The organism is Stutzerimonas azotifigens DSM 17556 (assembly GCF_000425625.1).
GTDB lineage: Bacteria > Pseudomonadota > Gammaproteobacteria > Pseudomonadales > Pseudomonadaceae > Stutzerimonas > Stutzerimonas azotifigens.
Genome location: NZ_KE384409.1, coordinates 195,749 through 221,541, shown reverse-complemented (window position 1 = coordinate 221,541; position 25,793 = coordinate 195,749). Strand labels below are relative to the sequence as shown.

Annotated in this window: 23 protein-coding genes; 11 read left to right on the top strand and 12 right to left on the bottom strand. The window is 68.4% G+C overall.

Going from position 1 to position 25,793, the window contains the following annotated elements; genetic code table 11:
* Nucleotides 1-3: 3 nt before the first annotated feature.
* The 3 genes from cmoB to H610_RS0112970 all read right to left on the bottom strand — a co-directional run bounded on the left by cmoB (nucleotide 4) and on the right by H610_RS0112970 (nucleotide 2,164).
* On the bottom strand, nucleotides 4-957 hold the full coding sequence (gene cmoB / locus H610_RS0112980; RefSeq protein ID WP_028240074.1) for a tRNA 5-methoxyuridine(34)/uridine 5-oxyacetic acid(34) synthase CmoB: 954 nt from the start codon (nucleotides 955-957) through the stop codon (nucleotides 4-6).
* Nucleotides 954-1,697, bottom strand: a complete 744-nt coding sequence (gene cmoA, locus H610_RS0112975; RefSeq protein WP_028240073.1) for a carboxy-S-adenosyl-L-methionine synthase CmoA — start codon at nucleotides 1,695-1,697, stop codon at nucleotides 954-956. Before cmoA ends, cmoB begins: the two co-directional genes overlap by 4 nt.
* Nucleotides 1,698-1,765: 68 nt before the next feature.
* The gene (locus H610_RS0112970) at nucleotides 1,766-2,164 is read right to left on the bottom strand and encodes a protease inhibitor I42 family protein (RefSeq protein WP_028240072.1); all 399 of its coding nucleotides are present in this window, start codon (nucleotides 2,162-2,164) and stop codon (nucleotides 1,766-1,768) included.
* Nucleotides 2,165-2,289: 125 nt separating this feature from the next.
* Here H610_RS0112970 and H610_RS0112965 point away from each other — a divergent pair, with 125 nt between their 5' ends.
* Nucleotides 2,290-3,090, top strand: a complete 801-nt coding sequence (locus tag H610_RS0112965) for an IclR family transcriptional regulator (protein WP_028240071.1) — start codon at nucleotides 2,290-2,292, stop codon at nucleotides 3,088-3,090.
* Between the two features lie 318 nt (nucleotides 3,091-3,408).
* Here the strand turns inward: H610_RS0112965 and H610_RS0112960 are convergent, their stop codons facing one another.
* The 3 genes from H610_RS0112960 to lon form a co-directional block, all read right to left on the bottom strand.
* Complete coding sequence (locus H610_RS0112960; protein WP_028240070.1) at nucleotides 3,409-4,905, bottom strand: CoA-acylating methylmalonate-semialdehyde dehydrogenase; 1,497 nt, start codon at nucleotides 4,903-4,905, stop codon at nucleotides 3,409-3,411.
* Nucleotides 4,906-5,113: 208 nt separating this feature from the next.
* Nucleotides 5,114-6,274, bottom strand: coding sequence for an iron-containing alcohol dehydrogenase (locus H610_RS0112955; protein ID WP_028240069.1), 1,161 nt, complete (start codon nucleotides 6,272-6,274; stop codon nucleotides 5,114-5,116).
* Between the two features lie 747 nt (nucleotides 6,275-7,021).
* Nucleotides 7,022-9,427 carry an endopeptidase La gene (gene lon, locus H610_RS0112950; protein ID WP_028240068.1) on the bottom strand — a complete coding sequence of 802 codons (2,406 nt, stop codon included), beginning with the start codon at nucleotides 9,425-9,427 and terminating at the stop codon, nucleotides 7,022-7,024.
* A 142-nt stretch (nucleotides 9,428-9,569) separates the two neighbouring features.
* On the opposite strand from lon, the gene H610_RS0112945 reads away from it, so the two are divergent.
* Both H610_RS0112945 and putA read left to right on the top strand, forming a co-directional pair.
* Entirely contained in the window at nucleotides 9,570-10,319 is a 750-nt protein-coding gene (locus H610_RS0112945; RefSeq protein ID WP_028240067.1) for a helix-turn-helix transcriptional regulator, read from the top strand.
* A 231-nt stretch (nucleotides 10,320-10,550) separates the two neighbouring features.
* Nucleotides 10,551-13,712 (top strand): bifunctional proline dehydrogenase/L-glutamate gamma-semialdehyde dehydrogenase PutA, encoded by a 3,162-nt coding sequence (gene putA, locus H610_RS0112940; protein WP_028240066.1) that lies wholly within the window; start codon nucleotides 10,551-10,553, stop codon nucleotides 13,710-13,712.
* A 403-nt stretch (nucleotides 13,713-14,115) separates the two neighbouring features.
* On the opposite strand, the gene H610_RS0112935 is transcribed toward putA, so the two are convergent.
* Nucleotides 14,116-14,718 (bottom strand): LysE family translocator, encoded by a 603-nt coding sequence (locus H610_RS0112935; RefSeq protein WP_028240065.1) that lies wholly within the window; start codon nucleotides 14,716-14,718, stop codon nucleotides 14,116-14,118.
* Nucleotides 14,715-15,611, bottom strand: coding sequence for a TauD/TfdA family dioxygenase (locus H610_RS0112930; protein ID WP_028240064.1), 897 nt, complete (start codon nucleotides 15,609-15,611; stop codon nucleotides 14,715-14,717). Before H610_RS0112930 ends, H610_RS0112935 begins: the two co-directional genes overlap by 4 nt.
* 160 nt (nucleotides 15,612-15,771) lie before the next feature.
* On the opposite strand from H610_RS0112930, the gene H610_RS0112925 reads away from it, so the two are divergent.
* Entirely contained in the window at nucleotides 15,772-16,692 is a 921-nt protein-coding gene (locus H610_RS0112925) for a LysR substrate-binding domain-containing protein (protein ID WP_028240063.1), read from the top strand.
* 10 nt (nucleotides 16,693-16,702) lie between these two features.
* On the opposite strand, the gene H610_RS0112920 is transcribed toward H610_RS0112925, so the two are convergent.
* Nucleotides 16,703-16,930, bottom strand: coding sequence for a DUF3203 family protein (locus H610_RS0112920; RefSeq protein WP_028240062.1), 228 nt, complete (start codon nucleotides 16,928-16,930; stop codon nucleotides 16,703-16,705).
* A gap of 20 nt (nucleotides 16,931-16,950) precedes the next feature.
* Nucleotides 16,951-17,856, bottom strand: coding sequence for an EamA family transporter (locus H610_RS23855; RefSeq protein ID WP_084166449.1), 906 nt, complete (start codon nucleotides 17,854-17,856; stop codon nucleotides 16,951-16,953).
* 379 nt (nucleotides 17,857-18,235) lie between these two features.
* Between H610_RS23855 and H610_RS0112910 the strand changes: the two genes are divergently transcribed.
* The 4 genes from H610_RS0112910 to ybaK all read left to right on the top strand — a co-directional run bounded on the left by H610_RS0112910 (nucleotide 18,236) and on the right by ybaK (nucleotide 20,922).
* Nucleotides 18,236-18,532 carry a DUF3649 domain-containing protein gene (locus tag H610_RS0112910; protein WP_028240061.1) on the top strand — a complete coding sequence of 99 codons (297 nt, stop codon included), beginning with the start codon at nucleotides 18,236-18,238 and terminating at the stop codon, nucleotides 18,530-18,532.
* The gene (locus H610_RS23850) at nucleotides 18,529-20,061 is read left to right on the top strand and encodes a PepSY-associated TM helix domain-containing protein (RefSeq protein ID WP_051231726.1); all 1,533 of its coding nucleotides are present in this window, start codon (nucleotides 18,529-18,531) and stop codon (nucleotides 20,059-20,061) included. The genes H610_RS0112910 and H610_RS23850 overlap by 4 nt, the downstream gene beginning before the upstream one ends.
* Nucleotides 20,058-20,381, top strand: a complete 324-nt coding sequence (locus tag H610_RS0112900; RefSeq protein ID WP_028240060.1) for a DUF3325 domain-containing protein — start codon at nucleotides 20,058-20,060, stop codon at nucleotides 20,379-20,381. Before H610_RS23850 ends, H610_RS0112900 begins: the two co-directional genes overlap by 4 nt.
* Before the next feature lie 73 nt (nucleotides 20,382-20,454).
* Entirely contained in the window at nucleotides 20,455-20,922 is a 468-nt protein-coding gene (ybaK, locus tag H610_RS0112895; protein WP_028240059.1) for a Cys-tRNA(Pro) deacylase, read from the top strand.
* Nucleotides 20,923-20,928: 6 nt separating this feature from the next.
* On the opposite strand, the gene mltF is transcribed toward ybaK, so the two are convergent.
* Nucleotides 20,929-22,389, bottom strand: coding sequence for a membrane-bound lytic murein transglycosylase MltF (gene mltF / locus H610_RS0112890; protein WP_028240058.1), 1,461 nt, complete (start codon nucleotides 22,387-22,389; stop codon nucleotides 20,929-20,931).
* Between the two features lie 154 nt (nucleotides 22,390-22,543).
* Between mltF and H610_RS0112885 the strand changes: the two genes are divergently transcribed.
* A complete protein-coding gene (locus H610_RS0112885) occupies nucleotides 22,544-22,828 on the top strand; it encodes a GIY-YIG nuclease family protein (RefSeq protein WP_028240057.1) in 285 nt (94 codons plus the stop codon).
* 65 nt (nucleotides 22,829-22,893) lie between these two features.
* Nucleotides 22,894-23,832, top strand: a complete 939-nt coding sequence (locus H610_RS0112880) for a glutathione S-transferase family protein (protein WP_028240056.1) — start codon at nucleotides 22,894-22,896, stop codon at nucleotides 23,830-23,832.
* Between the two features lie 40 nt (nucleotides 23,833-23,872).
* On the opposite strand, the gene yejK is transcribed toward H610_RS0112880, so the two are convergent.
* The gene (yejK, locus tag H610_RS0112875) at nucleotides 23,873-24,880 is read right to left on the bottom strand and encodes a nucleoid-associated protein YejK (RefSeq protein WP_028240055.1); all 1,008 of its coding nucleotides are present in this window, start codon (nucleotides 24,878-24,880) and stop codon (nucleotides 23,873-23,875) included.
* 701 nt (nucleotides 24,881-25,581) lie between these two features.
* Between yejK and H610_RS0112870 the strand changes: the two genes are divergently transcribed.
* Nucleotides 25,582-25,788 (top strand): hypothetical protein, encoded by a 207-nt coding sequence (locus H610_RS0112870; protein WP_028240054.1) that lies wholly within the window; start codon nucleotides 25,582-25,584, stop codon nucleotides 25,786-25,788.
* Nucleotides 25,789-25,793: the final 5 nt, after the last annotated feature.

The following is a 25,793-nucleotide window of genomic DNA, read 5'->3' as shown; positions in this document are numbered from 1 at the left end:
CCCTCAGGGCTTGCGCGCGAGCATTACCGCGCGGCGCGGTGCCGGCAGGCCTTCGACGGTGCGGGAGCGGTCCTGCGGGTCGAGGAAGTCGGGGAGCGACTGGTAGCGCATCCACTCGGTGCTGCGCTGTTCTTCGACACTGGTCAGGCTGACGTCCACGCAGCGCACCTCGACGAAACCGGCACGGCGCAGCCACAGCGCCAGCGCCGGCACCGAGGGCAGGAACCAGACGTTGCGCATCTGCGCATAGCGGTCCTCCGGCACCAGCGCGGCCTGTTCGTCGCCTTCGATGACCAGCGTCTCGAGCACCAGCTCGCCGCCGCGCACCAGGCAGTCCTTGAGGTCGAGCAGGTGGTCGATCGGCGAACGGCGGTGGTAGAGCACGCCCATGGAGAACAGGGTGTCGAAGCCTTCGAGCCTGGCCGGCAGGTCTTCCAGGGCGAACGGCAGGTGCCAGGCCGGCAGCTCGGGCAGGTAGCGCTTGATGGCGTGGAACTGGCAGAAGAACAGCCAGTTCGGGTCGACGCCGACCACCGCCTCGGCGCCGGCTCCGAGCATGCGCCACATGTAGTAGCCGTTGCCGCAGCCGACGTCGAGCACGCGCTTGCCGGTCAGGTCGAGGTGCGGGGCGACCCGCTCCCATTTCCAGTCCGAGCGCCATTCGGTGTCGACCTGCACGCCGAACACCTCGAACGGCCCTTTGCGCCAGGGGATCAGGCCCTGCAGCGCCTCGCGGGTGCCCTGGGCGTCGGCCTCGGTGAACAGGCGCACGCCGTCGCGGATGTCGTAGCCGGCCAGCGGCACGTCGGGCAAGGCCTCGACCGCTCGCCGCCAGCGCGGCAGGTCGCCGTGCCCGGTGGCGAGCCTGGCGTCGAACTGCGCCTGCAGGCCGTTGGCCCAGGCGGCCAGGGGTGTGCCGGCCAGCTTCCAGGCCAGGGCGGTGAGGTCGAGATTCATGGCAGGGCGATCAGCGAGGCGAAATTCAGGCATTGGAACCAGGGCACCACGCGCGCGAAGCCGGCCTCGAGCAGGCGCTGGCGATGGGCTTCCAGGCTGTCGGGCTTCATCACGTTCTCGATCGCGCTGCGCTTCTGCGCGATCTCCAGTTCCGAATAGCCGTTGGCGCGCTTGAAGGCGATATGCAGGTCGGTCAGCAGCGCCTGTTCATCGTCGTCCTCGAAGCGCAGCTTCTCGGAGAGGATCAGCGCGCCGCCGGGGCACAGCGCCTGGCGGATGCGGGCGAGCAGCGCGCCGCGGTCATTGGGCGCGACGAACTGCAGGGTGAAGTTCAGCGCCACCAGCGAGACCGTCTGCAGCGGCAGCTCGAGGATGTCCGCCTCGATCACCTCCACCGGCAGCAACTCCTGGAACATGGCGTCCTGCGCGTGCAGGTATTCGCGGCAGCGCTGGACCATCGCCGGCGAGTTGTCGACCGCGACCACCCGGCAGCCGTCGACCTTCACGTGGCGGCGCAGCGCCTGGGTCACCGCGCCCAGCGAGGCGCCGAGGTCGTACAGGCAGGTGTCGGGCTGGGCGAATTGCGCGGCCAGCACGCCAATGTTCTCGACGATGGTCGGATAGCCCGGCACGGAGCGCTTGATCATGTCGGGGAACACGCGCGCCACGTCCTCGTTGAACACGAAGTCGGGAACCTCGGCCAGAGGGGCGGCGAACAGGCGGTCGGAGTCGTGGGTCACGGCGGTCGGCTGGCAGCGGGAAAGGCGCGCATTTTAACGGACGCCGGCGCCCTGCCAAGCGGGCTCCGTCAGCTGGCTTCGACGTGACACTCGAAGGCGTCGGCGGGCACCGGCTCGGCTTCCCAGGGGCGCTTGTAGTTCAGCACCAGCTCACCGCTGCCGGTCCCGGTGACCTCGAAGCGCCAGGTCGACAGGCCGTCGCCGCCGATCAGCGCGTTCTCGTCCGGGTTGCTGAACACTTCCGGGCCGAGCGGCGTCAGCACCTCGGGCGCGGCCTCGAGGACGGCCCAGCGAAAGCCGCTGGCAGGATTGCTCGGCAGGCTCAGGATCAGCGTCTGCCCCAGGTGCAGGTCCAGCGGGCAGTTGCTGTCGTCGCGCAGCGCGACGCTGCTGGGTGGGGTGCTGCTGCAACCGGCCAGGCCTGCGAGCAGGCCGGCGGTCAGGTAGAGGCGAGGTGTGGAGGTCATCGCTGAAAATCCGTGAACCAGGGCTCGCTTCAGCATAGCCTCCCGCTGCGCTGGGCCCAAGCGGTGCGCGCAACGTCGGACTGGGCGACAATGCAGCCTTCGCGCAGCAGAACAGGCAACCGCAGATGGACGACAAGGCGACACGGCGCAGCAAGGGTTCGTCGATTTCCCGTGTGCTGGAGATCATCGAGGCGGTGGCCACCGCCGAGCGCTCGCCATCGGCCGCCGAGCTCGCCTTCATGCTCGACATCCCCAAGCCCAGCCTGCACCGGCTGCTGCAGCAACTGCAGGCCGACGGCTACCTGCAGGTGAACATGCGCGGCACCCTGGTGCCGAGCCAGCGGCTGCACCGGATGGCCATGGGCGTGCTCTACACCGGGCGGCACAAGGCAGTGCGCCAGGCCATCCTGCGCCGGCTGGCCACCGAGATCGACGAGACCTGCGGCATCGCCATTCCCGACGGCATCGACATGGTCTACTACGACCGGGTGCAGAGCAGCTGGCCGCTGCAGATGCACCTGCCGGTCGGCGCCCACGTGCCGATCTGGTGCAGCGCCAGCGGCAAGCTCTACCTCAGCACCTTCCCCAAGGCACGGCGCGAGCAGATCCTGGCGAACCTGCCGATGCAGAAGCTCTCGCGCAACACCCTGACCGATCCCGAAGCGCTGGAAAGGGCGCTGCAGCGCATCCGCGAGACGGAGCTGGGCATCGACGACGAGGAGTTCGTCGATGGCATGGTAGCCTGTTCGGTACCGGTGAAGGACCGCGACGGACGCCTCTTCGCCTGCCTGTTCACCCATGCGCCGACGGTGCGCAAGAGCCTCGCCGAGCTGTGCCGGTTCGAGCCGCTGCTGCGCAAGGCGGCGGCGGACCTGGGCGAGCTGATCGGCGAACTGCCGGCCTCGGGGGAAAGCAGCGAGTACTGAGCGGGCGCGCAGACAACCCCCTCTCCCTCCGGGAGAGGGCTGGGGTGAGGGCCCTGTGCACTGCCCTCATCCGGCCCTGGTCCCTTCTCCCGGAGGGAGAAGGGACGTCCGTAGCGTTGGCGCATTGCCCGGCCAGGTCGCAGGCAGAGCCTGCTCCTACAAGGAGTGGCGCGGGCTATGTAGGAGCGGTCACCGTGACCGGCATTCGCGAGCAAGCTCGCTCCTACGAGGCGTCGGTCTCTGCAGGCGCGAACGCCTTCTGTAGGAGCAGGCTCTGCCTGCGACCGCTTTGCGGGCAAGCGATCGCAGGCTCGGGGCTCACTTCATCGTCGGCATGGAGAACTGGGCGCCTTCGCGCAGGTTCGCCGAGGGCCAGCGCTGGGTGATGGTCTTGCGCCGGGTGTAGAAGCGCACGCCGTCCGGGCCGTAGGCGTGCAGGTCGCCGAACAGCGAGCGCTTCCAGCCGCCGAAGCTGTGGTAGGCCACCGGCACCGGCAGCGGGATGTTGACGCCGACCATGCCGACCTGGATGTGGTCGCAGAAGTAGCGAGCCGCCTCGCCGTCGCGGGTGTAGATGCAGGTGCCGTTGCCGTACTCGTGATCATTGATCAGCTGCATGGCTTCCTCCATGGTCTTCACGCGCACCACCTGCAGCACCGGGCCGAAGATCTCTTCCTTGTAGCTGGTCATCTCCGGGCTCACCCGGTCGATCAGCGTGGCATCGACGAAGAAGCCATCCTCGTAACCGGCGATCCGCGCGCTGCGGCCGTCGACCACTACACTGGCGCCCTGGGCCTCGGCGCTGTCGATGTGGCCGACCACCTTCTCCTTGTGCTGGCGGGTGATCAGCGGGCCGAAGTCGTTGCTCATCTCCGAGTAGGCGCCGACCTTGAGCTTGCCCATGGCCTCGGTCATCCGCGAGATCAGCGCGTCGGCGACCTGGTCGCCCACCGCGACCGCCACCGAGAGCGCCATGCAGCGTTCGCCGGAGGAGCCGAAGGCGGCGCCGAGCAGCGAGCTGACGACGTTGTCCAGGTCGGCGTCAGGCATCACGATGGCGTGGTTCTTCGCCCCGCCGAGCGCCTGGCAGCGCTTGCCGTGCGCGGTGGCGGTCTTGTAGATGTACTCGGCGATCGGCGTCGAGCCGACGAAGCTCACCGCCTGCACCCGTGCGTCTTCGAGCAGGGTGTCGACCGCTTCCTTGTCGCCGTTGACCACGTTGAGCACGCCGGCCGGCAGGCCGGCTTCATGCAGCAGCTCGGCGATGAACAGGGTGGAGCTGGGGTCGCGCTCGGACGGCTTGAGCACGAAGGTGTTGCCGCAGACGATGGCCATCGGATACATCCACAGCGGCACCATCACCGGGAAGTTGAAGGGGGTGATGCCGGCCACCACGCCCAGCGGCTGGAACTGGCTCCAGGAGTCGATGTCCGGGCCGACGTTCTTGCTGTACTCGCCCTTGAGCAGTTCGGGCGCGCCGCAGGCATATTCGACGTTCTCGATGCCGCGCTGCAGCTCGCCGGCGGCATCGTGCAGGATCTTGCCGTGCTCCTGGCCGATCAGCTCGCAGATCCTGTCGGCATTCTTTTCCAGCAGTTCCTTGAAGCGGAACATGATGCGCGCGCGCTTCATCGGCGGGGTGTCACGCCAGGCGGGGAAAGCGGCCTGCGCTGCGGCGACGGCTTCCTCGACGGTGGCCCGGGAGGCCAGCGCCACCTGCTTGCTGGCCGCGCCGGTGGCGGGGTTGAACACGTCCTGGGTGCGGGCGCTGTCTTCGCGGAGCTGGCCGTTGATCAAATGTCCTATGACGCTCATGGGAGGTTCCTCTTGTTGTCCGTGCGGCCGGGGGCCGGTGTCCTGTTCGGTTGAAGGGCGCTGGCCTCAGAACCTGTTCACGATCTGCTGCGCGTCGGCGCTGCTGCGTTAAAAACAAACTCAAAATGCTCATTTACAACTCGTAAACTCCGCTTCTTCGTTTGTTTTGCCTTGCATCGCTCTAGCTCGCGAAATCGTGACCAAGTTCTCAGGGCCAGATCTTGCGGTACAGCTCGATGATTTCCTCGGCGCTGGGCACGCGCGGGTTGTTGCCCGGCGAGCCGGACGCCAGGGCCTGCTCGGCCATGGTCGGCAGCAACTGGTCGAAGCGCGCCTTGTCGGCGCCGAACTCGGCGAGCGTCGGCACCTTCAGGTCGCGGTTCAGGGCTTCCAGCGCCTCGAGCAGCTTGCCGTTGGCGGTGTCGGTGTCGTCGTCGTGACCGGCCGCGCCGATGGCGCGGGCGCAGGTGGCGTAGCGCTCGGGCGCGGCCGGGATCGAATAGGCCGTCACGGTCGGCAGCAGCATGGCGTTGGACAGCCCGTGCGGTACGTGGAAGAAGGCGCCGATCGGCCGGCTCATGCCGTGCACCAGGGCCACCGAGGCGTTGGAGAAGGCCACCCCGGCCAGGGTCGCGCCGAGCATCATGGCCTCGCGGGCCTGGCGGTCGTCGCCGTTGTGATAGGCGCGCTGCAGGTTCGGGCCGAGCAGGTGCATGGCGGCGATCGCCTGGCTGTCGCTGTAGGGGTTGGCCTTGCGGCTGACATAGGCCTCGATGGCATGGGTCAGCGAATCGATGCCGGTGTCGGCGGTGGTGCGTTGCGGCACGCTGAGGGTCAACTCGTAATCCACCAGCGCGGCGACCGGCATGAAGCCGATGCCGACGCAGAGCATTTTCTCGTCGCTGGTCTCGTCGGTGATGATGGTGAAGCGGGTCACCTCCGAGCCGGTGCCGGCGGTGGTGGGGATGGCCACGATCGGCAGCCCGGCTTCGTTGACCACGCGCGGGAACTTGTAGTCGCGCACCTTGCCGCCGTGCTTGCCGAGGATGGCGATGGCCTTGGCGCTGTCGATCGGGCTGCCGCCACCGAGCGCGACGATGGCGTCGTAGTCGCCGCCACGAACCTTGTCCACGCCCGCCTGGATGGAGGCGGCGGTGGGTTCGGGCACGGTGTCGTCGAACAGGTCGCTGGCGATGTCGGCGCTGGCCAGGGCGTCCTGCAGACGCCCGGCATAGCCGAGCTTGACCATCATCTTGTCGGTGACGATCAGCGGCTTGCGGCAGTCGAGGGCGCTCAGGATGGCTGGCAGCTTCTGGCTGGCGCCGGCACCGACCTCGAGGATGCGGGGAAGAATTACCTGGGTGGACATGGGGCGTCTCCTGCCTGTCGGGCAACCCGTGGGGCGGCGGGCTGCTGGTGAAGGAGAAGTATGGACGGCGATGGCGAAACTGCCGGATCCCTGCTTCGTTGTTTTTATAACGAGACGATTTGTATCGTTTAAAGAGGGCGGTGGCAATAGTCACTTGGTCGAAGGCTGCTAGGTCGCCGCGGGCGCGCGCCTCCCACAGGATTCGGTGGGCACCGCTCGCTTTTGTGGGAGGCCCGCCCTCGGGGCGATGCTTTTGTGTGGGTCTCGACCGCGAAGAGTCTTCACGGCCCATTCGCGGCCAGGGCCGCTCCCACCAAGCGCCGTGCCGAGCCTCCTGGCCGGCGATTCGCCGCGAGGGCGCCTCCCACAGGATTCGGTGGGCATTGCTCGCTTTTGTGGGACGCCCGCCCTCGGGGCGAGGCTTTTGTGTGGGTCTCGACCACGAACGAGTCTCCTCCACCCATTCGCGGCCAGGGCCGCTCCCACCAGGCGCCGTGCCGAGCCTCCTGGCCGGCGATGTCGCCGCGGGGGCGCGCCTCCCACAGGATTCGGTGGGCACCGCTCGCTTTTGTGGGAGGCCCGCCCTCGGGGCGACGCTTTTGTGTGGGTCTCGACCGTGAACGAGTCTCCACCACCCATTCGCGGCCAAGGCCGCTCCTACCAAGCGCCGTGCCGAGCCTCCTGGCTGGCGATGTCGCCGCGAGGGCGCGCCTTCCACAGCGCGCCTTCCGGGCAAGTGATGGGCGATCAGGTGGGGAAGAGGATCTTCACCACTTCGCTGAAGCGCTTGGCGAAGTGCACGGTCAGGCCTGCCTTGAGGTAGTCCGGCAGCTCTTCGAAGTCGCCGCGGTTGGCTTCCGGCAGGATGATCTCGAACAGCTTCTGCCGTCGCGCGGCGATCACCTTCTCGCGCACCCCGCCGATGGCCAGCACCTGGCCGGTGAGGGTCAGCTCGCCGGTCATGGTGACGCCCTTCTTCGGCGCCTGGTTGCGCGCCAGCGAGAGCAGGGCGCTGGCCATGGTGATGCCGGCGCTGGGGCCGTCCTTCGGCGTGGCGCCTTCGGGCACGTGCAGGTGTACGAAGGCCTGGTCGAAGAACTTCGGGTCGCCCTTGTACTGCTTGAGGTTGGAGCTGATGTAGCTGTAGGCGATGTCGGCCGACTCGCGCATCACGTCGCCCAGCTTGCCGGTGAGCTTGAAGCCACGGTTGAGCGTGTGGATACGCGTGGCCTCGATCGGCAGCGTGGCGCCGCCCATGCTGGTCCAGGCCAGGCCGGTGATCACGCCGATGCCGTGTAGCGTCTGCTCCGAGCGCCAGAACGGCATGCCCAGCGCGTCCTCCAGGTCCTTCGGGCCGATCTTCAGCTTCGCCTTGCTCTCGGGGTTCTCCAGCATCTTGACCACCGCCTTGCGCACCAGCTTGCCGAGCTGCTTGTCCAGCTGGCGCACCCCGGCCTCGCGGGCGTAGCCCTCGATGAGGATCTTGAGCGTCGAGTCGCTGATGCTCAGTCGCTGCTTCGCCACCCCGGCCTTCTCCAGCTGCCGCGGCCACAGGTGGCGCTTGGCGATGGCCAGCTTCTCCTCGGTGATGTAGCCGGACAGGCGGATGATCTCCATGCGGTCGAGCAGCGGACCGGGAATCGAGTAGAGGGTGTTGGCCGTGCAGATGAACAGCACCTTGGACAGGTCCAGGCGCATGTCCAGGTAGTGGTCGAGGAAGTTGACGTTCTGTTCCGGGTCGAGCGTCTCCAGCAGCGCGGAGGCCGGGTCGCCCTGGTAGCTCGAACCGAGCTTGTCGATCTCGTCGAGCATGATCACCGGGTTCATTACCTCGACCTCGCGCAGCGCCTGCACCAGCTTGCCCGGCTGGGCGCCGATGTAGGTGCGGCGGTGGCCCTTGATCTCCGCCTCGTCGCGCATGCCGCCGACGCTGAAGCGGTAGAACGGTCGGCCGAGCGATTCGGCGATGGATTTGCCGACGCTGGTCTTGCCGACCCCGGGCGGGCCCACCAGCAGCACGATGGAGCCGTCGATGGAGCCCTTGTAGGCCCCGACGGCGAGGAATTCGATGATCCGGTCCTTGATGTCCTCGAGCCCGGCGTGGTGCGACTCGAGCACCTTGCGCGCGTGGGCCAGGTCGAGCTTGTCCTGGCCGTACACGCCCCAGGGCATGGCGGTGACCCAGTCCAGGTAGTTGCGCGTGACGGCGTATTCGGGCGAGCCGGTCTCGAGGATCAGCAGCTTGGCCAACTCGTCGTCGACGCGCTTGCGCGCCGCCGGCGGCAGCGTCTTGCCCTCCAGCCGCGAGCGGAACTCGTCGGCGTCGGCGTGGCGGTCGTCCTTGGTGATGCCGAGTTCCTGCTGGATGATCTTCAGCTGTTCCTTGAGGAAGAACTCGCGCTGGCGCTCGCCGATCTTGCGGTTGACCTCGGCCGACAGCTCCTTCTGCAGCTTGGCGACCTCGACTTCCTTGCGCAGCAGCGGCAGCACCTTCTCCATGCGCTTGAGGATCGGCACGGTGTCCAGCACTTCCTGCAACTCGGCACCGGGTGCGGTGGTGAGCGCGGCGGCGAAGTCGGTGAGCGGCGACGGGTCGTTGGGGCTGAAGCGGTTCAGGTAGTTCTTCAGCTCCTCGCTGTACAGCGGGTTGAGCGGCAGCAGCTCCTTGATCGCGTTGATCAGGGCCATGCCGTAGGCCTTCACCTCGTCGCGCGGGTCCTGCTCGCTCGTGGGATATTCCACCTCGACCAGGTACGGCGGCTTGCGCCGCAGCCAGCCGCGGATGCGCACCCGTGCCAGGCCCTGGGCGACGAACTGCAGCTTGCCGCCTTCCTGGCTGGCGTGGTGCACGCGGGCCAGGGTGCCGTGCTCGGGCAGGCTGTCGGGATCGAAGGAGGCGGCATCCTGCGGCGGCGTCTCCACGTAGAAGAGGGCGATCTGCCGGTGCGGCGTCTTGGCGACCAGCTGCAGGGTTTCCGCCCAGGGGTCTTCGTTGACGATGATCGGCAGCACTTGCGCGGGGAAGAACGGCCGGTTGTGGATCGGAATGACATAGAGCTTGTCCGGCAGCGCCTGGTCCGGCAGAACCAGGGTGCCGCTCTGTGGAACGTCACCTTCGATGATCTCGGCAGTCTCGTTGTCCTGATCGCTCATGGGGCACCTGTCTCGAATACGTGCTCGGTTAGATGGGTCGCCGCCGGGAAGATTTCAAGAAGTTGGCCATTCGCGCTCTGGCCGGCCGTGTGCAAGGCGCGCGCCCTGGAGTAAAGTGCGCCGATCCACCCGGGTATCCGCCATGCTGCATGCACGTCTGCTCCGCCTCGACGACCGCCCCCACGAACACGCGCACGACTACCACCAGCTGGTGATGTCGCTGGCCGGCCGTGCCGAGTTCGAGGTCAACGGCACCGGCGGCGAAGTGTGCCGGATGCGCGCCTGCCTGGTGCCCGGAGACGCCGGGCACCAGTTCGCCGGGGTGGGCGACAACCGCATGCTGATCCTCGATCTCGACGAACGCGACCTGCGCGAGGAGGACCGCGACCTGCTGCTGCGGCTGTTCGAGAGCCCGCGCTATCCGGCGCTGGATGCCGATTTCCTCAACCTTTTGAACTACGCCGGTGCCGAGCTGGCGCGCTACGGCAGCGACCCGCAGCTGGCGCGTACCCTCGGCGGCGTGCTGCTGCACGCCCTGCACCTGCGGCTGTTCGGCGAGCGCAAGACACAGCCGGGCGGCCCGCTGGATCTGGAAACCCTGGATTCGCACATCCGCGACAACCTGGCCCGGCGCATTACCGTGGCCGAGCTGGCGCAGGTGGTGTGCCTGAGCCCGAGCCACTTCCACGTGCAGTTCAAGGACAGCGTCGGGCTGACGCCGCACCAGTACCTGCTCAAGACCCGCCTCGACCATGCCAGCCGCCTGCTGCGCGAGAGCGGCCTGCCGCTGGTGCGCATCGCCGAGGAGTGCGGCTTCTCCAGCCAGAGCGCGCTGACCACCGCGATGCGCCGCTACCTGGGGCTGACCCCCGGGCGCCTGCGCCAGGGCTGAACCCACGCGCGACGGCGGCCGACCGGCTGTGACCGCCGGCCGCGGGCGGGGGTTCGCCGGCCCGTAGGTTTTCGAAAGAAGTCCGTAGCTTCCTGCAAGAAAGCCGCTTCGCGCTGGCCGTACAGTCGGCCGACCGCGTTCCGCGCCGGCGCCCGTATCCCTGTGCAACACCCACGGCGCCGCGCGGGACTAAACCTGTATCGACACAGCACCCAACGAGAGGAGGGCGTGATGTTCAAAGCCAGTCACGTCTTGCAGGACGACTTCTTCGCTCAGCTCGCCGCGCAGAAGGCCGAAGGTTTCTTCCCCACCATCAGCGCCAACTACAGTGTCGACGAGGCCGCCTATCTCGGCGAGCTGCTGCAGCTTGCCGACCCGGGCGAAGCCGGCATCGCCGCCGTGCGCAGCCAGGCCCGCTCGCTGATCGAGGCGGTGCGCGCGCGCGACGACGCGGTCGACACGCTTGATGCGCTGCTGCGCCAGTACAGCCTCGATACCCAGGAAGGGCTGATGCTCATGTGCCTGGCCGAGGCGCTGCTGCGGGTGCCGGACTCGGCCACCGCCGACGCGCTGATCCGCGACAAGCTCAACGCCGCCGAATGGGAGCGCCACCTCGGCCAGAGCGACAACGTGCTGGTCAACTTCGCCGCCTGGGGCCTGGTGATGACCGGCAAGGTGGTCGATCCCGAGACCGCCGACGGTCGCCCGAAGAACGTCATCGGCCGGCTGCTGCAGCGTTCCGGAGAGCCGGTCATCCGCGCCGCGATGAACCAGGCGATGAAGCTGATGGGCAAGCAGTTCGTCCTCGGCCGGACCATCTCCGAGGCGCTGAAGAATGGCCGCCCGCAGCGCGAGAAGGGCTACACCTATTCCTTCGACATGCTCGGCGAGGCGGCGCTGACCGCCGAGGACGCCGCCAAGTACATGGCCGACTACCGCCAGGCGGTCGAGACCGTCGGCGCCGAGCCGCAGGTCGGTCCGGGCCCGCGGCCGTCGGTGTCGATCAAGCTGTCGGCGCTGCACCCGCGCTACGAAGTCGCCCAGCGCGAGCGGGTGCTGACCGAGCTCTTCGCCAGCGTTCGCGACCTGGCGGTCATGGCCCGCCGGCTGAACGTCGGCATCACCATCGATGCCGAAGAGGCCGACCGCCTGGAGTTGTCGCTGGAGCTGTTCGAGAAGCTCATGCGCGACCCGGCGCTCCAGGGCTGGGGCGAGTTCGGCCTGGTGGTGCAGGCCTATTCCAGGCGCTGCCTGCCGGTGCTGGTGTGGCTGACGCTGCTCGGCCGCGAGCTGGGCGCGCGCATTCCGCTGCGGCTGGTCAAGGGCGCCTACTGGGACAGCGAGATCAAGCAGTGCCAGGTCCAGGGCCTGGACGGCTACCCGGTCTACACCCGCAAGGAAGGCACCGACACCTCCTACCTCGCCTGTGCCCGCTACCTGCTGTCGGAGCACACCCGCGGCGTCATCTACCCGCAGTTCGCCACCCACAACGCACACACCGTCAGCAGCATCCTGGCGATGGCGGGCGAGCGGGAGTTCGAGTTCCAGCGCCTGCACGGCATGGGCGAGGCGCTGTACGACACGGTGATCGAGCGCTTCGGCAAGCACGTGCGCATCTACGCGCCGGTGGGCGCGCACAAGGACCTGCTGCCGTACCTGGTCCGCCGCCTGCTGGAGAACGGCGCCAACTCGTCGTTCGTGCACCAGCTGGTCGACCCGCGGGTGCCGGTCGATTCGCTGATCGACCACCCGGTGACCCAGCTGCGCCGGTTCCGCACGCTCGGCAACGAGCGCATCCCGCTGCCGGCCAACCTCTACGGCGAGCGCAAGAATTCAAAGGGCATCAACATGAATATCGGACATCAGTGGGACGAACTGGCGGGTGCCTTCGGGGCTTTTCTCGACAAGCAGTGGCAGGCCGCGCCGGTGATCGGCGGCACCCGCCTGGATGGCACGCCGCAGGAGGTCCGCTGCCCGTATGCGCTGGACAGGGTGGTGGGCCGTGCGCAGTTCGCCAGTGCGGAGCAGGCCCGCCAGGCCATCGACGGCCTCGCCGCCGCCTGGCCGCGCTGGAACGCCACCCCGGTCGACACCCGCGCCGGCATTCTCGAACGCCTGGGCGACCTGCTGGAGGCCAACCGCGCCGAACTGATGGCGCTGTGCACCCTGGAGGCCGGCAAGAGCCTGCAGGACGGCATCGACGAGGTGCGCGAAGCGGTCGACTTCTGCCGCTACTACGCCCAGCAGGCGCGCCTGAAGCTCGGCCGCGAGGAGCTCAAGGGCCCGACCGGCGAGCGCAACGAGCTGTTCCACGAAGGGCGCGGCGTGTTCGTTTGCGTCAGCCCTTGGAACTTCCCGCTGGCCATCTGCCTCGGCCAGATCAGCGCCGCGCTGGTGGCCGGCAACACCGTGCTGGCCAAGCCGGCGGAGCAGACCAGCCTGATCGCCGCCCGTGCGCTGGAGCTGATGTTCGAGGCCGGCCTGCCGAAGGAGGCGATCGCCTTCCTGCCGGGCGAGGGCGCGACCCTGGGCGGCGTGTTCTGCCGCGACCCGCGGGTGGTCGGCGTGTGCTTCACCGGCTCCACCGAGACCGCGCGGCTGATCAACCGCCAGCTGGCCGACAAGGAGGGCGCCATCGCCACCCTGATCGCCGAGACCGGCGGGCAGAACGCGATGATCGTCGACTCCACCGCGCTGCCCGAGCAGGTGGTCAAGGACGCCATCGGCTCGGCCTTCACCAGCGCCGGCCAGCGCTGCTCGGCGTTGCGCGTGCTCTACCTGCAGAGCGACATCGCCGACCGGGTGATCGAGCTGATCAAGGGCGCGATGGCCGAGCTGAAGGTCGGCCCGACCCACCTGCGCGAGAACGACATCGGCCCGGTGATCGACGAAGGGGCGCGCGAAAGCCTGGTGGCGCACATCGACCAGCTCAAGGCCGAAGGCCGGATGATCGCCGAGGCGCGCCTGCCGGAAGGGGCGAACGGCCATTTCGTAGCGCCGATCGCCTTCGAGATCGGCAGCATCGCCGAGCTGAAGAAGGAACACTTCGGCCCCGTGCTGCACGTGGTGCGCTACGACGCCGCCGAGCTGGAGAGGGTGGTGGCCGACATCAACGCCACCGGCTTCGGCCTGACGCTCGGCGTGCACAGCCGCAACGAGGAGACGGCACGACGCATCGAGGCGCTGTCTCGGGTTGGCAACCTGTACGTCAACCGCAACCAGATCGGCGCCGTGGTGGGTGTGCAACCCTTCGGCGGCTGCGGCCTGTCCGGCACCGGGCCCAAGGCCGGCGGCCCGAGCTACCTGCTGCGTTTCACCAACGAGCGCACCACCTCGGTGAACACCACCGCGGTCGGCGGCAACGCCTCGCTGCTGGCGCTGGTGGACGACTGACGGTCTGAGGCCTGCTCCAGGCAGGCGAGGCCGGACGTGTGGCCACAGGCAGAGCCTGCTCCAACAGGATGTACGCCGCGGTTGCAGAACGGCGCCGGAGCGCTTTTCCTTCTCCCCGCGGGAGAAGGTGGCCCGCAGGGCAGAGAGCGAACCGCGGGCCCGCCAAGCCCTCACCCCGGCCCTCTCCCGGTGAGGGGGATGTCTGGCGTCGGACGCGGCGCCGTGTGGGGGCCGGTCGCAGGCAGAGCCTGCTCCTACAGGGCCATGCCCGGCCTGCTGGCAGTGCGGTGCCTTTCCCTTCTCCCCGCGGGAGAAGGTGGCCCGCAGGGCCGGATGAGGGAGCGAGCAGCGGCCCGCCAAGCTGTTCCTGCAGGAGCAGGCTCTGCTTGCCACGCTCGGCCATTCAATTGAACAACCGCTGCAATCCGCTGACGCAGGACAGCAGGCCCAGCGCGATGAGGATGTAGCCCGGCGCGTGGCCCAGCGCCAGCCGGCCGAAGCGGCTGGCCATCACGCGCCGCGAGAGCAGGCTGTAGCAGACCAAGATGGACAGGTCGATCGCGCCCCAGATCAGCAGCAGCGTCAGCGCCTGCTGGAAGAACGGCTCTACCGGCAGGATGAAGCTCGGCAGGAAGGCGAGGAAGAACAGGATGTCCTTGGGGTTGGACAACCCGACCTTCAGCGCGCGCCAGAAATAGGCGTTCGGACGCTCGCCGATGCGCATCTCGCCGTCGTCCTCGTCGAGCAGGGCGTTGTAGCCGAGCCAGGCGAGGTAGACGCCGCCGAGCACCTGGCCGGCGTGCAGCACCGCGGGGTCGATGTCGAGCGCGAGGTAGATCAGCACCAGCGCGGTGACGAGCAGGATCTGCGCCGAGAGCACGCCGCCGAGGATGGTGCGGCCCGGCCACCTTCGGCGCGAGTCGCTCATCACCAGGGCGACCACCGGCCCGGGCGAGGCGATCAGCAGCGTGATGGCGGCGGCGAAGGCGATGTAGGTGGTGATCATAGGTTGGCCACCAGCTCGAAGACCTGGCTGCGGGTGCCCAGCTTCTCCACCAGGAAGCGCCGGTTGCACACCGCGAAGGTGCGCTGGATCCAGCGGTCGGTGCCGTCGAAGCGCGCGCTGAAGGCGCTGCGCGCGTGGGCGGTCTTGCGGTTGTCGATGATCAGCAGGTTGCCGGCCCTCAGGCGCAGCGGCTCGGCGGCCTGCCAGGCGAGGTCGCGCAGCATCGCCAGCTTGGTCTGCGCCTGGTGGCTGCTGGCGACCATGAAGTAGGGGTCGAAGCGGAAGTAGGGCGCGGCGATGTCCCCGTAGAGCACGGGCTGGCGCTTGTTGATGTCGATGCGGCAGTTCTTCTCGCGCTTGCAGTAGTCGGAGAGGAAGTTGTACTGCTCGTGGGCGAAGTAGTGGATGTCGGCCGGTTCCAGCTTGTCGAGGATGTTGTCGATCGAGGCCACGTAGGTGACGGCTTCCTCGCCCGGGTCCTGGCGCAGGCAGAGCAGCACCAGGTAGTCCGGCTGCACCGCGTGGAAGGCGTTCTCGGTGTGCAGGTCCAGCTCGGTGTCGAAGCTGTCCGAGGACATCTTGCGGGCCTGCGAGGGGTGCGGGAAGAAGTTGTTGATCAGGCTGCCCTCGGACTCCTGGATGTAGCCGATGGGGTCGCCCAGCAGGGCGGTGGCCTGCAACAGCAGCATCTCGCTGCGTACGTCCTTCTTGTTGATCGAGTCCCGGCTCAGCGGCGTGTCCGGGACGGCACCGATCGGCATGTTTTCCAGCAATAGAAATCCCCGGCGATTTCCGAACACCCGAAACTGAATGATCCTGGCGATATCGTCCTGGGACAGCCCGCCCAGGTTGATGCTGGCCGTGATAAGGTCATTCATGCGTGCTTGGTCCATTGCTTCTTGTTCCTTCTCCAGGAGCGGCGGTAGTGGATCCCTCGTTCGCGGACTGCGAAGCACTCCGGATTTTTCATTTATCCTCGGCCACCCAAAAACGGAAAAAAGGGCGGGCTGGCATGAGTTTTACTCATGGAGACAAGGGGGAGGGCGGGAGCCCATGAGCGCGAGGATGCCGCCGCTCTATGCCTTGCGGGCGTTCGAGGCCGCCGCCCGCTATGGCTCGTTCACCCTGGCGGCCGACAGCCTCAACATCACCCAGAGCGCGGTCAGCCGGCACGTGAAGACGCTGGAGCAGTCGCTCGGCTGCAAGGTGTTCGAACGCAAGGGCCCGCGGCTGTCGCTGACCGAGCCGGGGCGGCTGCTGGCCGAGGAACTCAAGCTTGGCTTCAAGATCATCGAGAACGCCTGCAGCGCCGTCGGCGCCGGCAACGGTGCGCTACGCCTGAAGGCGCCTTCGACCCTGACCGTGCGCTGGCTGCTGAACGTGCTGGAAGGCTTTCACCAGGCCTTTCCCGATCACCGTATCCAGCTGACCAGCGCCTGGATGGACGTCGATGCGGTGGATTTCCACCTGGAGCCGTTCGACTGCGCGGTGCTGCTGTGCAGCGGCAGCCCCTCGGGCGAAAGGGAATCGCTGAAGCTGTTCGACGAGTGGCTGGTGCCGGTCTGCACGCCCGCCCTCGGCGGCGACGCGCCCTGGACGCTCGAGCGCCTGCGCGCGGCCGACCTGATCCACCCCTCGCGCGACCGGCGCGACTGGAAGCGCTGGCTCGAGCGCACCGGCTATGCCGCCTCGGTGCCCTGGCAGCGCGGCAAGCTGTTCGACACCCTGGAGCTGGGCATCTCCGCGGCCGCCCAGGGGCATGGGGTGTCGATCGCCGACCTGTCGCTGGTCGCCCCGGAACTGGCCCGCGGCACCCTGACCCTGCCGTTCAGGCAGGCGGTGCGCTCCGGTGACAGCTACCACCTGATCTGGCCGCGCCACATGCGCGACCACCGCGCCTTGCAACGGCTCAGGAGCTACCTGCTGGAACTGGTGCCGGACCAGGGCGCGATCGAGGTGGAGCGGCTGAACTAGCCGCTGAGCCTTATTCGTCGTCCGCCATCAGGTTCTCGCGCGCATCCTCGGCGCCGCCGTTGATCAGGCTGATGACCTGTTCCTCGGTCACGTGGGCGCTGGCACCGTCGATGTTCAGGACCGACATGCGCGCCTGCGGGTCGGTGGTGATGCGCGCATCCATCATCGCGCTGTGGTAGGTCTCGCCGTTCTGGGTGATCGAGCAGGTGCGGTTGACGTTGTCGATGCTGACGCTCATCGCTGGTCTCCTGTTGCCGTTCATGGGCGCTCTTCGTGTGAGACCACGCTGCTGCGCGGAGGATCGATCGAACGTCCCAACGGTCGGGGTGACGCCGGTCGGGCGAACAGCACCAGGGCGATCCCGCCGAGGATCGCCACGCAGGCGGCCAGCAGCCGCAGGGTCAAGGGTTCGGCGAGCAGCAGGGCGCCGGCCAGGGCGGTCAGCAGCGGCACGCTGAGCTGCACGCTGGCCGCCTGCATCGCCGCCAGCCCCGGCAGGGCGCTGTACCAGATGGCGTAGCCGATGCCTGAGGTCAGTGCGCCGGAGAGCAGCGCATAGACCAGCCCGGGGCCGTCCCACTCGCGTTGCCCGAGCAGCGCCAGGGCCAGCAGCACGGCGAAGGGGGCGGCGCGGATGAAGTTGCCGGCGGTCGCTGCCAGCGGATCGGCGGCGCCCTTGCCGCGCAGCGAGTAGGCGCCCCAGGCGACGCCGGCCAGCAGCATCAGCAGCGCGGCTTCCAGCCCCGGCGCACTCGCCCCCGGAAGCAGCAACACCAGCAGGCCGGCCACGGCCACCAGCAGCCCGAGCGTCTGCCAGCGATGCAGGCGCTCGCCGCACAGCAGCCCCCAGGCGATCATCGACAGCTGCACCGCGCCGAACAGCAGCAGGGCACCGGTGCCCGCCGCGAGGTCGACATAGGCGAAGGAGAACGCCACGGCGTATAGCAGCAGCGCGCCGGCGCCGGCCCAGTCGCCGCCCCGCGAGGCCTCGCGCTGGCGTAGCCAGACCAGCAGCCAGAGGGTGATCGCGCCGGCCACCAGGCGCATGGCGGTGAAGCTTGCCGGGTCGATCGCGGTGTCGCGCAGGGCCAGGCGGCAGAGCAGCGAGTTGCCGGCGAAGGCGAGCATGGCAAGGAGGGTGAGCGACAGCGTTCGGACGGTCATGCAGCATTTCCGGACAGGAGCTTGTGAAACAGGCAGCGGTGGCGTCGCAGGCTGGATGCCAGGCGCGGCGAGCCGTTGCCCCTGAGTGTAGGCGACCGCCGGTCGGTTCGTGCGCATGTTCTGGGGGACGGTGAGGGGGACTGCCCGCCACGCCTGCCTCTCCGAGCCTGCCGGGGCCGGGAGGAGAGAGGAAGAGCTTGTCTGGAAAACGCAAAGCATTCGCATTAACATCAGCGTTTCATGCCTCATGAATAAGGATGCGCCCGATGCGTTGCCGACCCTTCGTTCCGCGCCAGCCCGGCCTGGAGGACTGCCGCACCGGCAGCGGGCCCGTCGGCACCCCGAGCCACCGCTTCCGAGCGCCCGGGAGGACACCTCGATGATTCCCTTTGCATCCCTCGAACGCTGGAGCCTGGCCGGGCGCATCAGTGCCGCCCTGCTGGGTGGTTACGGCCTGGCCTACGGCTTCACGGCGTTCTTTTCGGTGTACCTGCCACTGGCACGCCCCGACCGGGTGGTGGTCGCCAGCCTGTCGTGCTTCGCCGTCTGGGTGGCCGCGGCGGTCTACGCCTTCGCCGCGCGCAGCGCCGGGCGCGCCTGGCTGGTGCTGGGCGGCCTGGCCCTGGTGCTCGGCCTGGCGGGCTTCCTGTCGGGCGAATGGAGGACCCGGCCATGACGCTGCGTCAATCCATGGCGGGGCTGCACACCTGGGGCGGGCTGCTGCCCAGCTGGCTGCTGTTCGTCATCCTGTTTGCCGGCACGCTGGCCTGCTTCGACAAGGAACTCGAACGCTGGATGCGCCCCGCGCTGCACGAGCCGGTGGCCGGCTCGATGACCGCCGACGACGTCAGCGCCTGGCTCAGGGCCAACGTCCACGAGACGCTGCACGCCTACTGGATGCACGGCCCGACCGAGCGAGCGCCCTACTGGAAGCTCGGCTGGGAAGAGGATGCCTCCGAGGTTCGCGGCAAGGCCGCGTTCGACCCGCGGACCGGCGAACCGATGCCGGAAACGGTGGGCGGCGACTTCTTCTTCACCCTGCACTACAACCTGCAGGCCGGCACGCCGGGCATGTACATCGTCGGCCTGGCCGGCATGTTCATGCTGGTCGCGCTGGTCAGCGGGACCATTGTGCATCGCCGCCTGTTCAAGGATTTCTTCACCCTGCGGCCACAGGCCAACGGCCAGCGCGCCTGGCTCGATGCGCACAACCTGTTCGGCGTCATCGGCCTGCCGTTCCATCTGGTGCTGGCCTATACCGGCGTCGCGGTGTTCGTCTCCTTCTACATGCCGGCGGGTGCGAAGGTGGCGTACGGCGGGGATCCGCTGGCGTTCTTCCACGAGGTGCAGGGCGGCTACCACCGCAACGAACTGGATCGCCCGGCCGAGCCGCCGGTGCCGCTGAGCGGTCTGCTCGCCGATGCGCGCCAGCGCTGGGGCGGCGCCGAGCTCGGCTGGATCGTCGTCGAGCATCCGTCGGATGCCTCCGCGGTGGTCAGCGTCCGCCGTTTCGACCCGTCGCGCATCGGCGCGCCGCAGGATGCCCTCAGCTACGACGCGACCACCGGCGAGCTGCTTCATCAGCAGCAGGCGCCGGCCGGCTACCGCGCCTATACCTGGCTGGCCGGGCTGCACATGGCGCAGTTCGGCGGCCAATTGGTGCGAATCCTCTACGGTCTGCTCGGACTGGCCGGCTGCGCCATGCTGGTGGCCGGGACCGGCGTCTGGCTGCGCAAGCGCGAGGCGCGCGACGGCCGAGGGGTGGCCCTGGTCCGTGGGCTGAACGGCGCGGTGTTCTTCGGTCTGCCGATCGCCTGCCTGGCGCTGCTCTGGGCCAACCGGCTGCTGCCCGAGACGCTGTCCGCCCGGGGCGCCGCCGAGGGCTGGGCGTTCTCGCTCGGCTGGATGGCCGTGGCGCTGCTGGCCCTGGGCTGGCGGCGCACGCCGGCCCGGCTGACGCGCACCCTGCTGGCGCTCAGCGCGCTGCTGGCGTTGGGGCTGCCGGTCCTGAACGGGCTGACCATGCCGGACGGCCATCTGCCGGCCAGCCTGGCGCGTGGCGATCTGGCGCTGGCCGGGGTGGATCTGGTGCTGCTGGCGGTGGGCGCGCTGTGCGCCTGGCGTGCCTGGCGACGGAAGCCGGAACCGCGCGATGCCTCGCTGCCGACGGAGGCCGGCGTGCGCACGCCGGAGCTGTCCCGATGACGCTGCTCGCCTTCGCACTCGCCTACCTGGCCATGGCCGCGCTCTGCCTGGCCATGAACCGTCACCACCGGCAACTGTTCGGCGACGGCCCGGCGCCGCGCCGGCAGGCCGGCCTGCGCCTGTTCGCTGCTGCCGCGCTGCTGGCGGCCGCCGTGCTGGACAGCCTGGCGCTCGGAACGGGGATCGGCCTGGTGGTCTGGTTCGGCCAATTCATGCTCGGCGCCCTGCTGGTCGGGCTGCTGCTGGCCTGGCGGCAGCGCTGGCTGCTGCCGGTCGGGGCGCTGGTGGCGATGGCGGGCTCGCTGACCGCGCTGGTCTGAGCGGATCCGCCAGTGGGCGCGCTGCCGGGCAGCTGCTAAGGTAACGCGCCCCCGTTCATCGCCGACCCGACACATGACGCCCGCCATCGATCTGCTGAAGAAAGCCAAGGCCGAATACCAGGTTCACAGTTACGAGCACGACCCCAAGTCCGTCTCCTACGGGCTGGAAGCGGCGGAGAAGCTCGGCCTCGACCTGGCGCGGGTGTTCAAGACGCTGCTGGCCTGTACCGAGAAGAACGAGCTGCTGGTCGCCGTGGTGCCGGTCGCCGGAAGTCTCGACCTCAAGGCATTGGCCCAAGCGGCAGGGGCGAAGAAGATCGACATGGCCGATCCGGCGGCGGCGCAGCGGGCGACCGGCTACCTGGTCGGCGGCATCAGCCCGCTGGGGCAGAAGAAGCGCCTGCGGACCTTCATCGACGAGAGCGCCCGCGGTTTTCCGACGATTCATGTGAGCGCCGGCCGTCGTGGCCTGGAAGTCGAACTGGCGGCCGAGACGCTGGCACAGCACACCGCTGCGAGGTTCGCGCCGATCGGGCGCTGAGCGGGGTCAGAGCGGCGGCAGGTTGTCGGCCACGTCCTGCTCGCTGATGCCGGGCAGGTGCAGGTCGCTGTGGACCAGGCGCGAACCTTCCATCTGCGGCTGCGTCACCCAGGTGAGGATGTCGTAGTAGCGGCGGATGTTGGCCACGAAGTGCACCGGCTCGCCGCCGCGGGCATAGCCGTAGCGGGTCTTGCTGTACCACTGCTTCTGCGACAGGCGCGGCAGCATCTGCTTCACGTCCAGCCACTTGTTGGGGTTCAGGCCCTCGGCCTCGGCCAGCCGGCGGGCGTCTTCCAGGTGCCCGGCGCCGACGTTGTAGGCGGCCAGGGCGAACCAGGTGCGGTCCGGCTCCTCGATGCCCGCGGGCAGGGCGCCATGCACCTTGAGGAAGTACTTGCCGCCGCCCTGGATGCTCTGCACCGGGTCGAGTCGGTTGGACACGCCCATCGCCTTGGCGGTGCGCAGGGTCAGCATCATCAGCCCGCGCACGCCGGTCTTCGAGGTGGCCTCCGGCTGCCAGTGCGATTCCTGATAGCCGATCGCGGCCAGCAGGCGCCAGTCCAGGCCGTGCTGGCGGGCGGTTTCCTTGAAGATCCGCTCGTAGCGCGGCAGGCGCTCCTGAAGGTGACGGGCGAAGGCGTAGGCGCCGACGTAGCCGAGCACGTCGACGTGGCCGTAGTAGCGCTCGCGCAGGCGTTGCAGGGTGCCGTTCTCGCGAGCCTCGTCGAGGAAGGCGTTGGCCTCGCGCAGCAGGCTGTCGTCCTCGCCCTGCGGCAGCACCCAGGCCAGGCTGTTGGCCTCGCTGAGGTCGAAGGCCGTGCGCACGTTGCTGAAATACACCTGGTTCATCGCCAGCTCGTTGGATTCGACCAGAGTGATGTCGATCCGGCCCTCGTCCACCAGGCCGAGCAGGTCGACCACCTCCACCGCATCGGATTCCTCGTAGTTGATGCCCGGCAGGCGGGCCTTCAACGCCGCCAGCTGCTCGGCGTGGTGGCTGCCCTTGAGCACCAGGATGCGCTTGCCGACCAGGTCTTCCGGCTGGGTCGGGCGGCGCTGGCCGTGGCGGTAGATGACCTGGGTGGTCACGTCCAGATAGGGATGGGTGAAGCGCACCAGTGCGCGGCGGCTGTCGTTGGCCACCAGGCCGGCGGCGGCGAGGTGCGGACCGCCGGGGCGGTTGAGGCGGGTGAAGAGGTCGTCGAGGCTGTCGGCGGTCTCGACCTTCAGCTCCACGCCGAGGTGCTCGGCGAAGCGCTTGGCCAGCTCGTACTCGAAGCCGGTGGCTCCGTTGCGATCCTGGAAGTAGGTGGACGGGCTGTTGCGGGTGAGCACGCGCAGCACGCCTTCCTCCCGTATTCGCTGGAGTTCGCTGGGCGGTTCGGCGCAGCTTCCGAGCAGCAGGAGGATTCCGGTCGCCAGCAGCCAGGCGGTGCAGCGCTTGCGGAAGTCAATGAGGGCAGACATGGGGCGCAGTATACGCAAAGGCGAACCGCCACCATATCTGGACAGCGACCCGGGGCTCTGCTAGGGCCGGCGTGCACACCGGGCGCGCTGGCATGCGCCACCGGCTCGCATTACCCTTGCCGCGCCCGGCCATACGCCGTTCGACAGGCCTTCCATGAACGATTCAAGCGCCAAACCCTGGTACGTGTACCTCGTCCGAGCTGCCAACGGCGCGCTCTACTGTGGCATCAGCGACGACGCCCAGCGCCGCTTCGAGAGCCACCGCAGCGGCCGCGGCGCGCGCTTCTTCCATACCAGCCCGGCGGTGGCGCTGGTCTACGTCGAGCCCTGCGCGGGCAAGGGCGAGGCGCTGCGTCGCGAGCGGGCGATCAAGCGCCTGTCGAAGAAGGCCAAGGAGGCGCTGGCCTGCGACAGGCTGAATGCCACGGCAATCACCTGAAGCGGTAGGCCGCCGCCCGGCATGGCGGTAAGCTCGGCGTTCCCTCACACCGTCGGAGTACGAGAATGCACGAACTGATCCTGCACCATTACCCGGCCTCGCCGTTCGCCGAAAAGGCCCGGCTGATGCTCGGGTTCAAGCAGCTGTCCTGGCGCTCGGTGATCATTCCGCCGGTCATGCCGAAGCCTGACCTGACCGCGCTGACCGGCGGCTACCGGCGCACCCCGGTGCTGCAGATCGGCGCCGACGTCTACTGTGACACCGCGCTGATCGCCCGCCGCCTGGAAGCGGAGAAGGTCACCCCGGCGCTGCTCCCCGAAGGCCTCGAGTTCGCCGCCTCGACGCTCGCACAATGGGCCGATTCGGCGCTGTTCCTGCATGCCGTCAGCCTGATGTTCCAGCCCGAGTCGTTGGCCGCGCGCTTCGCCAAGGCGCCGCCGGAGCTGGTCCAGACCTTCAGCAAGGATCGTGCGGCGCTGTTCAGCGGCGGCACGGTGTCGCGGATTCCGACCGAGGTGGCCAAGCATCAGTGGCCGACGCTGATGGCGCGGCTCGAGCAGCAGCTGGCGCGCGAGGAGGGCGAGTTCCTGCTTGGCGCGGCGCCCTGCATCGCCGACATCGCAGTCGCGCACTGCCTGTGGTTCCTCCGCTCCACGCCGGTTACCGCGCCCTTGGTGGACGCTTACCCGGAAATCAGGGCCTGGCTGGACAAGGTGCTGGCGGCCGGCCACGGCTCCTTCACCGAGCTGTCCAGCGGCGAGGCGGTGGAAATCGCCCGCGCCGCCGAACCCGCGGCCCTGCCGGAAGAGGACTTCGAAGACCCCAACGGCTTCGCCGTGGGCGAGCAGGTCGCCATCGCGGCAACCGATTACGGCGTCGAGCCGGTGGAAGGCCAACTGCTGTTCGCCGGAGCGGAGGAGCTGGTCCTGCGCCGCGAAGACGCGCGGGCGGGGGTGCTGCACGTGCATTTCCCGCGTTTCGGCTTCCGCCTCGACAAGCGTTGAGAGCGACCAGGGCGCCGGGCTGCCGGCGCCCTGGTGTGGGTCAGTCCTTGTTGCGCTTGAGCTGGTCCTTCAGCTGGGTCGGCAACTGGCGGATGATAAGCATGTCGCGCGCCTCGTCGTATTCGATCCGCGAGCCCAGCAGGTGGGCCTCGAAGCTGATCGACAGACCCTCGGCGCGGCCGGTGAAGCGGCGAAACTGGTTCAGCGTGCGCTTGTCCGGCGGGATCTCCGGCGACAGGCCGTAGTCCTTGTTGCGGATGTGGTCGTAGAAGGCCTTCGGCCGGTCCTCGTCGATCACTCCCGACAGCTCCTCCAGCGTCATCGGCTCGCCGAGGCGGGCCTGGCTGCTGGCGTAGTCGACCAGGGCGCTGGTCTTCTCGCGGGCCTGTTCCTCGTTCAGGTCTTCGCTTTCCACGAAGTCGCTGAAGGCCTTGAGCAGGGTGCGGGTCTCGCCGGGCGCATCGACGCCTTCCTGGCAGCCGATGAAGTCGCGGAAGTAGTCCGAGACCTTCTTGCCGTTCTTGCCCTTGATGAACGAGATGTACTGGCGCGACTGCCTGTTGTTGCGCCATTCGGACAGGTTGATCCGCGCGGCCAGGTGCAGCTGGCCGAGGTCCAGGTGCTTGGCCGGGGCGACGTCCAGCGAATCGGTCACCGCCACCCCCTCGCTGTGGTGCAGCAGGGCGATCGCCAGGTAATCGGTCATGCCCTGCTGGTAATGGGCGAAGAGCACGTGCCCGCCGGTGGACAGGTTGGACTCCTCCATCAGCTTCTGCAGCTGCTCGACGGCCTGACGGCTGAAGGCAGTGAAATCCTGGGCGCCCTCGAGGTATTGCGTCAGCCAGCCGCTGAACGGATAGGCGCCGGACTCCTCGTGGAAGTAACCCCAGGCCTTGCCCTGCTTGGCGTTGTAGCTCTCGTTGAGGTCGGCGAGCAGGTTCTCGATGGCCTGCGACTCGCCCAGTTCGGTGTCGCGTGCGTGCAGCACGGCTGGGCTGCCGTCGGGCTTCTTGTCGATGAGGTGGACGATGCAGTGGCGGATCGGCATGCGTGAATGACCTTGGCGACTGAGGGCGGCGCCCTCGAAAAGAGGCGGCAAGTTTAAAGCAGGTGACGGGGGGGTGCAGCCGTTGGTAGCAAAGGTGCGCACGGCGCGCCCTGCGGAGCGTGCCTGTTTCAGCCACGGGTAGGGCCGACACCCTGAATCCCTGTCAGGACGCTGAGCGCAGGCGTTGCGCAGGGGGACGCGTGGCATGGACGCCGAGCGAGGAGCGACGGACGGGGGCCGCCCAGGCAGGGACGTCCCGTCGTGACGGCCCCCGGAGCGGCCCCGGAGCGAGGGGAGTCAGGGCGCGTAGCGACCTGACCCGGATGCCGGGGGCGCTTTCTTTTGCTTACTTTTCTTTGCGCCGGGCGGCGATCCGCAAACAAAGAAAAGTGAGGCGCCGTGCAAGGCGCAACCTGTAGTCCGGGCCGAGAAAGCGCAGCGGGCTTGCCGCAAGGGTAGGGCCGCCCAAGCCGCCACATGCCCCCAGAACCAACCAGTCACCGCCCCGGCGGGAATCATCCGCGCGTCTCGCGCTCAAACCTAACGGAACGGCACGACAGGCAAGGACGAGGCAGCGGCCGCGGTGGGGGACGACGAGGTGGGTCACCTCCGCAGCGGCGACGAAACGCTCGCGCTGTCGCGCAACCGTCATCTATCCCCTGTAAAAGAACTGCCGCAACGCAGTCCCTGGAGTCACCGACATGTCCACCCTGACCGAACTCGCACAGCAGATCGCCCAGCTCTATCCGCTACAGGACAAGAAGGCCGGCAAGCGATACCGGGTCGTCAGCGAGCTCGCCGGGATGACCGAGCTCGAAGAGATCAGCGGCGAGCCGCGCTACATTCGCACGCTGGCCCTCAAGGACAAGCGCGTCTGGGAGCTGTGCAACGGCCAGGCGGTCGCCTGAGCCCT

Bases quoted from the DNA above. Each gene is read 5' to 3' on its own strand.
- H610_RS0112960 (WP_028240070.1), bottom strand. From the start codon at position 4,905: ATGAGCGTCATAGGACATTTGATCAACGGCCAGCTCCGCGAAGACAGC.
- H610_RS0112900 (WP_028240060.1), top strand. From the start codon at position 20,058: ATGACGCTGCTCGCCTTCGCACTCGCCTACCTGGCCATGGCCGCGCTC.
- mltF (WP_028240058.1), bottom strand. From the start codon at position 22,389: ATGTCTGCCCTCATTGACTTCCGCAAGCGCTGCACCGCCTGGCTGCTG.
- lon (WP_028240068.1), bottom strand. From the start codon at position 9,427: ATGAGCGATCAGGACAACGAGACTGCCGAGATCATCGAAGGTGACGTT.
- H610_RS23850 (WP_051231726.1), top strand. From the start codon at position 18,529: ATGACGCTGCGTCAATCCATGGCGGGGCTGCACACCTGGGGCGGGCTG.
- H610_RS0112870 (WP_028240054.1), top strand. From the start codon at position 25,582: ATGTCCACCCTGACCGAACTCGCACAGCAGATCGCCCAGCTCTATCCG.
- H610_RS0112910 (WP_028240061.1), top strand. From the start codon at position 18,236: ATGATTCCCTTTGCATCCCTCGAACGCTGGAGCCTGGCCGGGCGCATC.
- H610_RS0112970 (WP_028240072.1), bottom strand. From the start codon at position 2,164: ATGACCTCCACACCTCGCCTCTACCTGACCGCCGGCCTGCTCGCAGGC.
- H610_RS0112965 (WP_028240071.1), top strand. From the start codon at position 2,290: ATGGACGACAAGGCGACACGGCGCAGCAAGGGTTCGTCGATTTCCCGT.
- H610_RS0112945 (WP_028240067.1), top strand. From the start codon at position 9,570: ATGCTGCATGCACGTCTGCTCCGCCTCGACGACCGCCCCCACGAACAC.
- H610_RS0112920 (WP_028240062.1), bottom strand. From the start codon at position 16,930: ATGAGCGTCAGCATCGACAACGTCAACCGCACCTGCTCGATCACCCAG.
- H610_RS0112925 (WP_028240063.1), top strand. From the start codon at position 15,772: ATGAGCGCGAGGATGCCGCCGCTCTATGCCTTGCGGGCGTTCGAGGCC.
- ybaK (WP_028240059.1), top strand. From the start codon at position 20,455: ATGACGCCCGCCATCGATCTGCTGAAGAAAGCCAAGGCCGAATACCAG.
- H610_RS0112885 (WP_028240057.1), top strand. From the start codon at position 22,544: ATGAACGATTCAAGCGCCAAACCCTGGTACGTGTACCTCGTCCGAGCT.
- H610_RS23855 (WP_084166449.1), bottom strand. From the start codon at position 17,856: ATGACCGTCCGAACGCTGTCGCTCACCCTCCTTGCCATGCTCGCCTTC.
- H610_RS0112935 (WP_028240065.1), bottom strand. From the start codon at position 14,718: ATGATCACCACCTACATCGCCTTCGCCGCCGCCATCACGCTGCTGATC.
- putA (WP_028240066.1), top strand. From the start codon at position 10,551: ATGTTCAAAGCCAGTCACGTCTTGCAGGACGACTTCTTCGCTCAGCTC.
- yejK (WP_028240055.1), bottom strand. From the start codon at position 24,880: ATGCCGATCCGCCACTGCATCGTCCACCTCATCGACAAGAAGCCCGAC.
- cmoB (WP_028240074.1), bottom strand. From the start codon at position 957: ATGAATCTCGACCTCACCGCCCTGGCCTGGAAGCTGGCCGGCACACCC.
- H610_RS0112955 (WP_028240069.1), bottom strand. From the start codon at position 6,274: ATGTCCACCCAGGTAATTCTTCCCCGCATCCTCGAGGTCGGTGCCGGC.
- H610_RS0112880 (WP_028240056.1), top strand. From the start codon at position 22,894: ATGCACGAACTGATCCTGCACCATTACCCGGCCTCGCCGTTCGCCGAA.
- H610_RS0112930 (WP_028240064.1), bottom strand. From the start codon at position 15,611: ATGGACCAAGCACGCATGAATGACCTTATCACGGCCAGCATCAACCTG.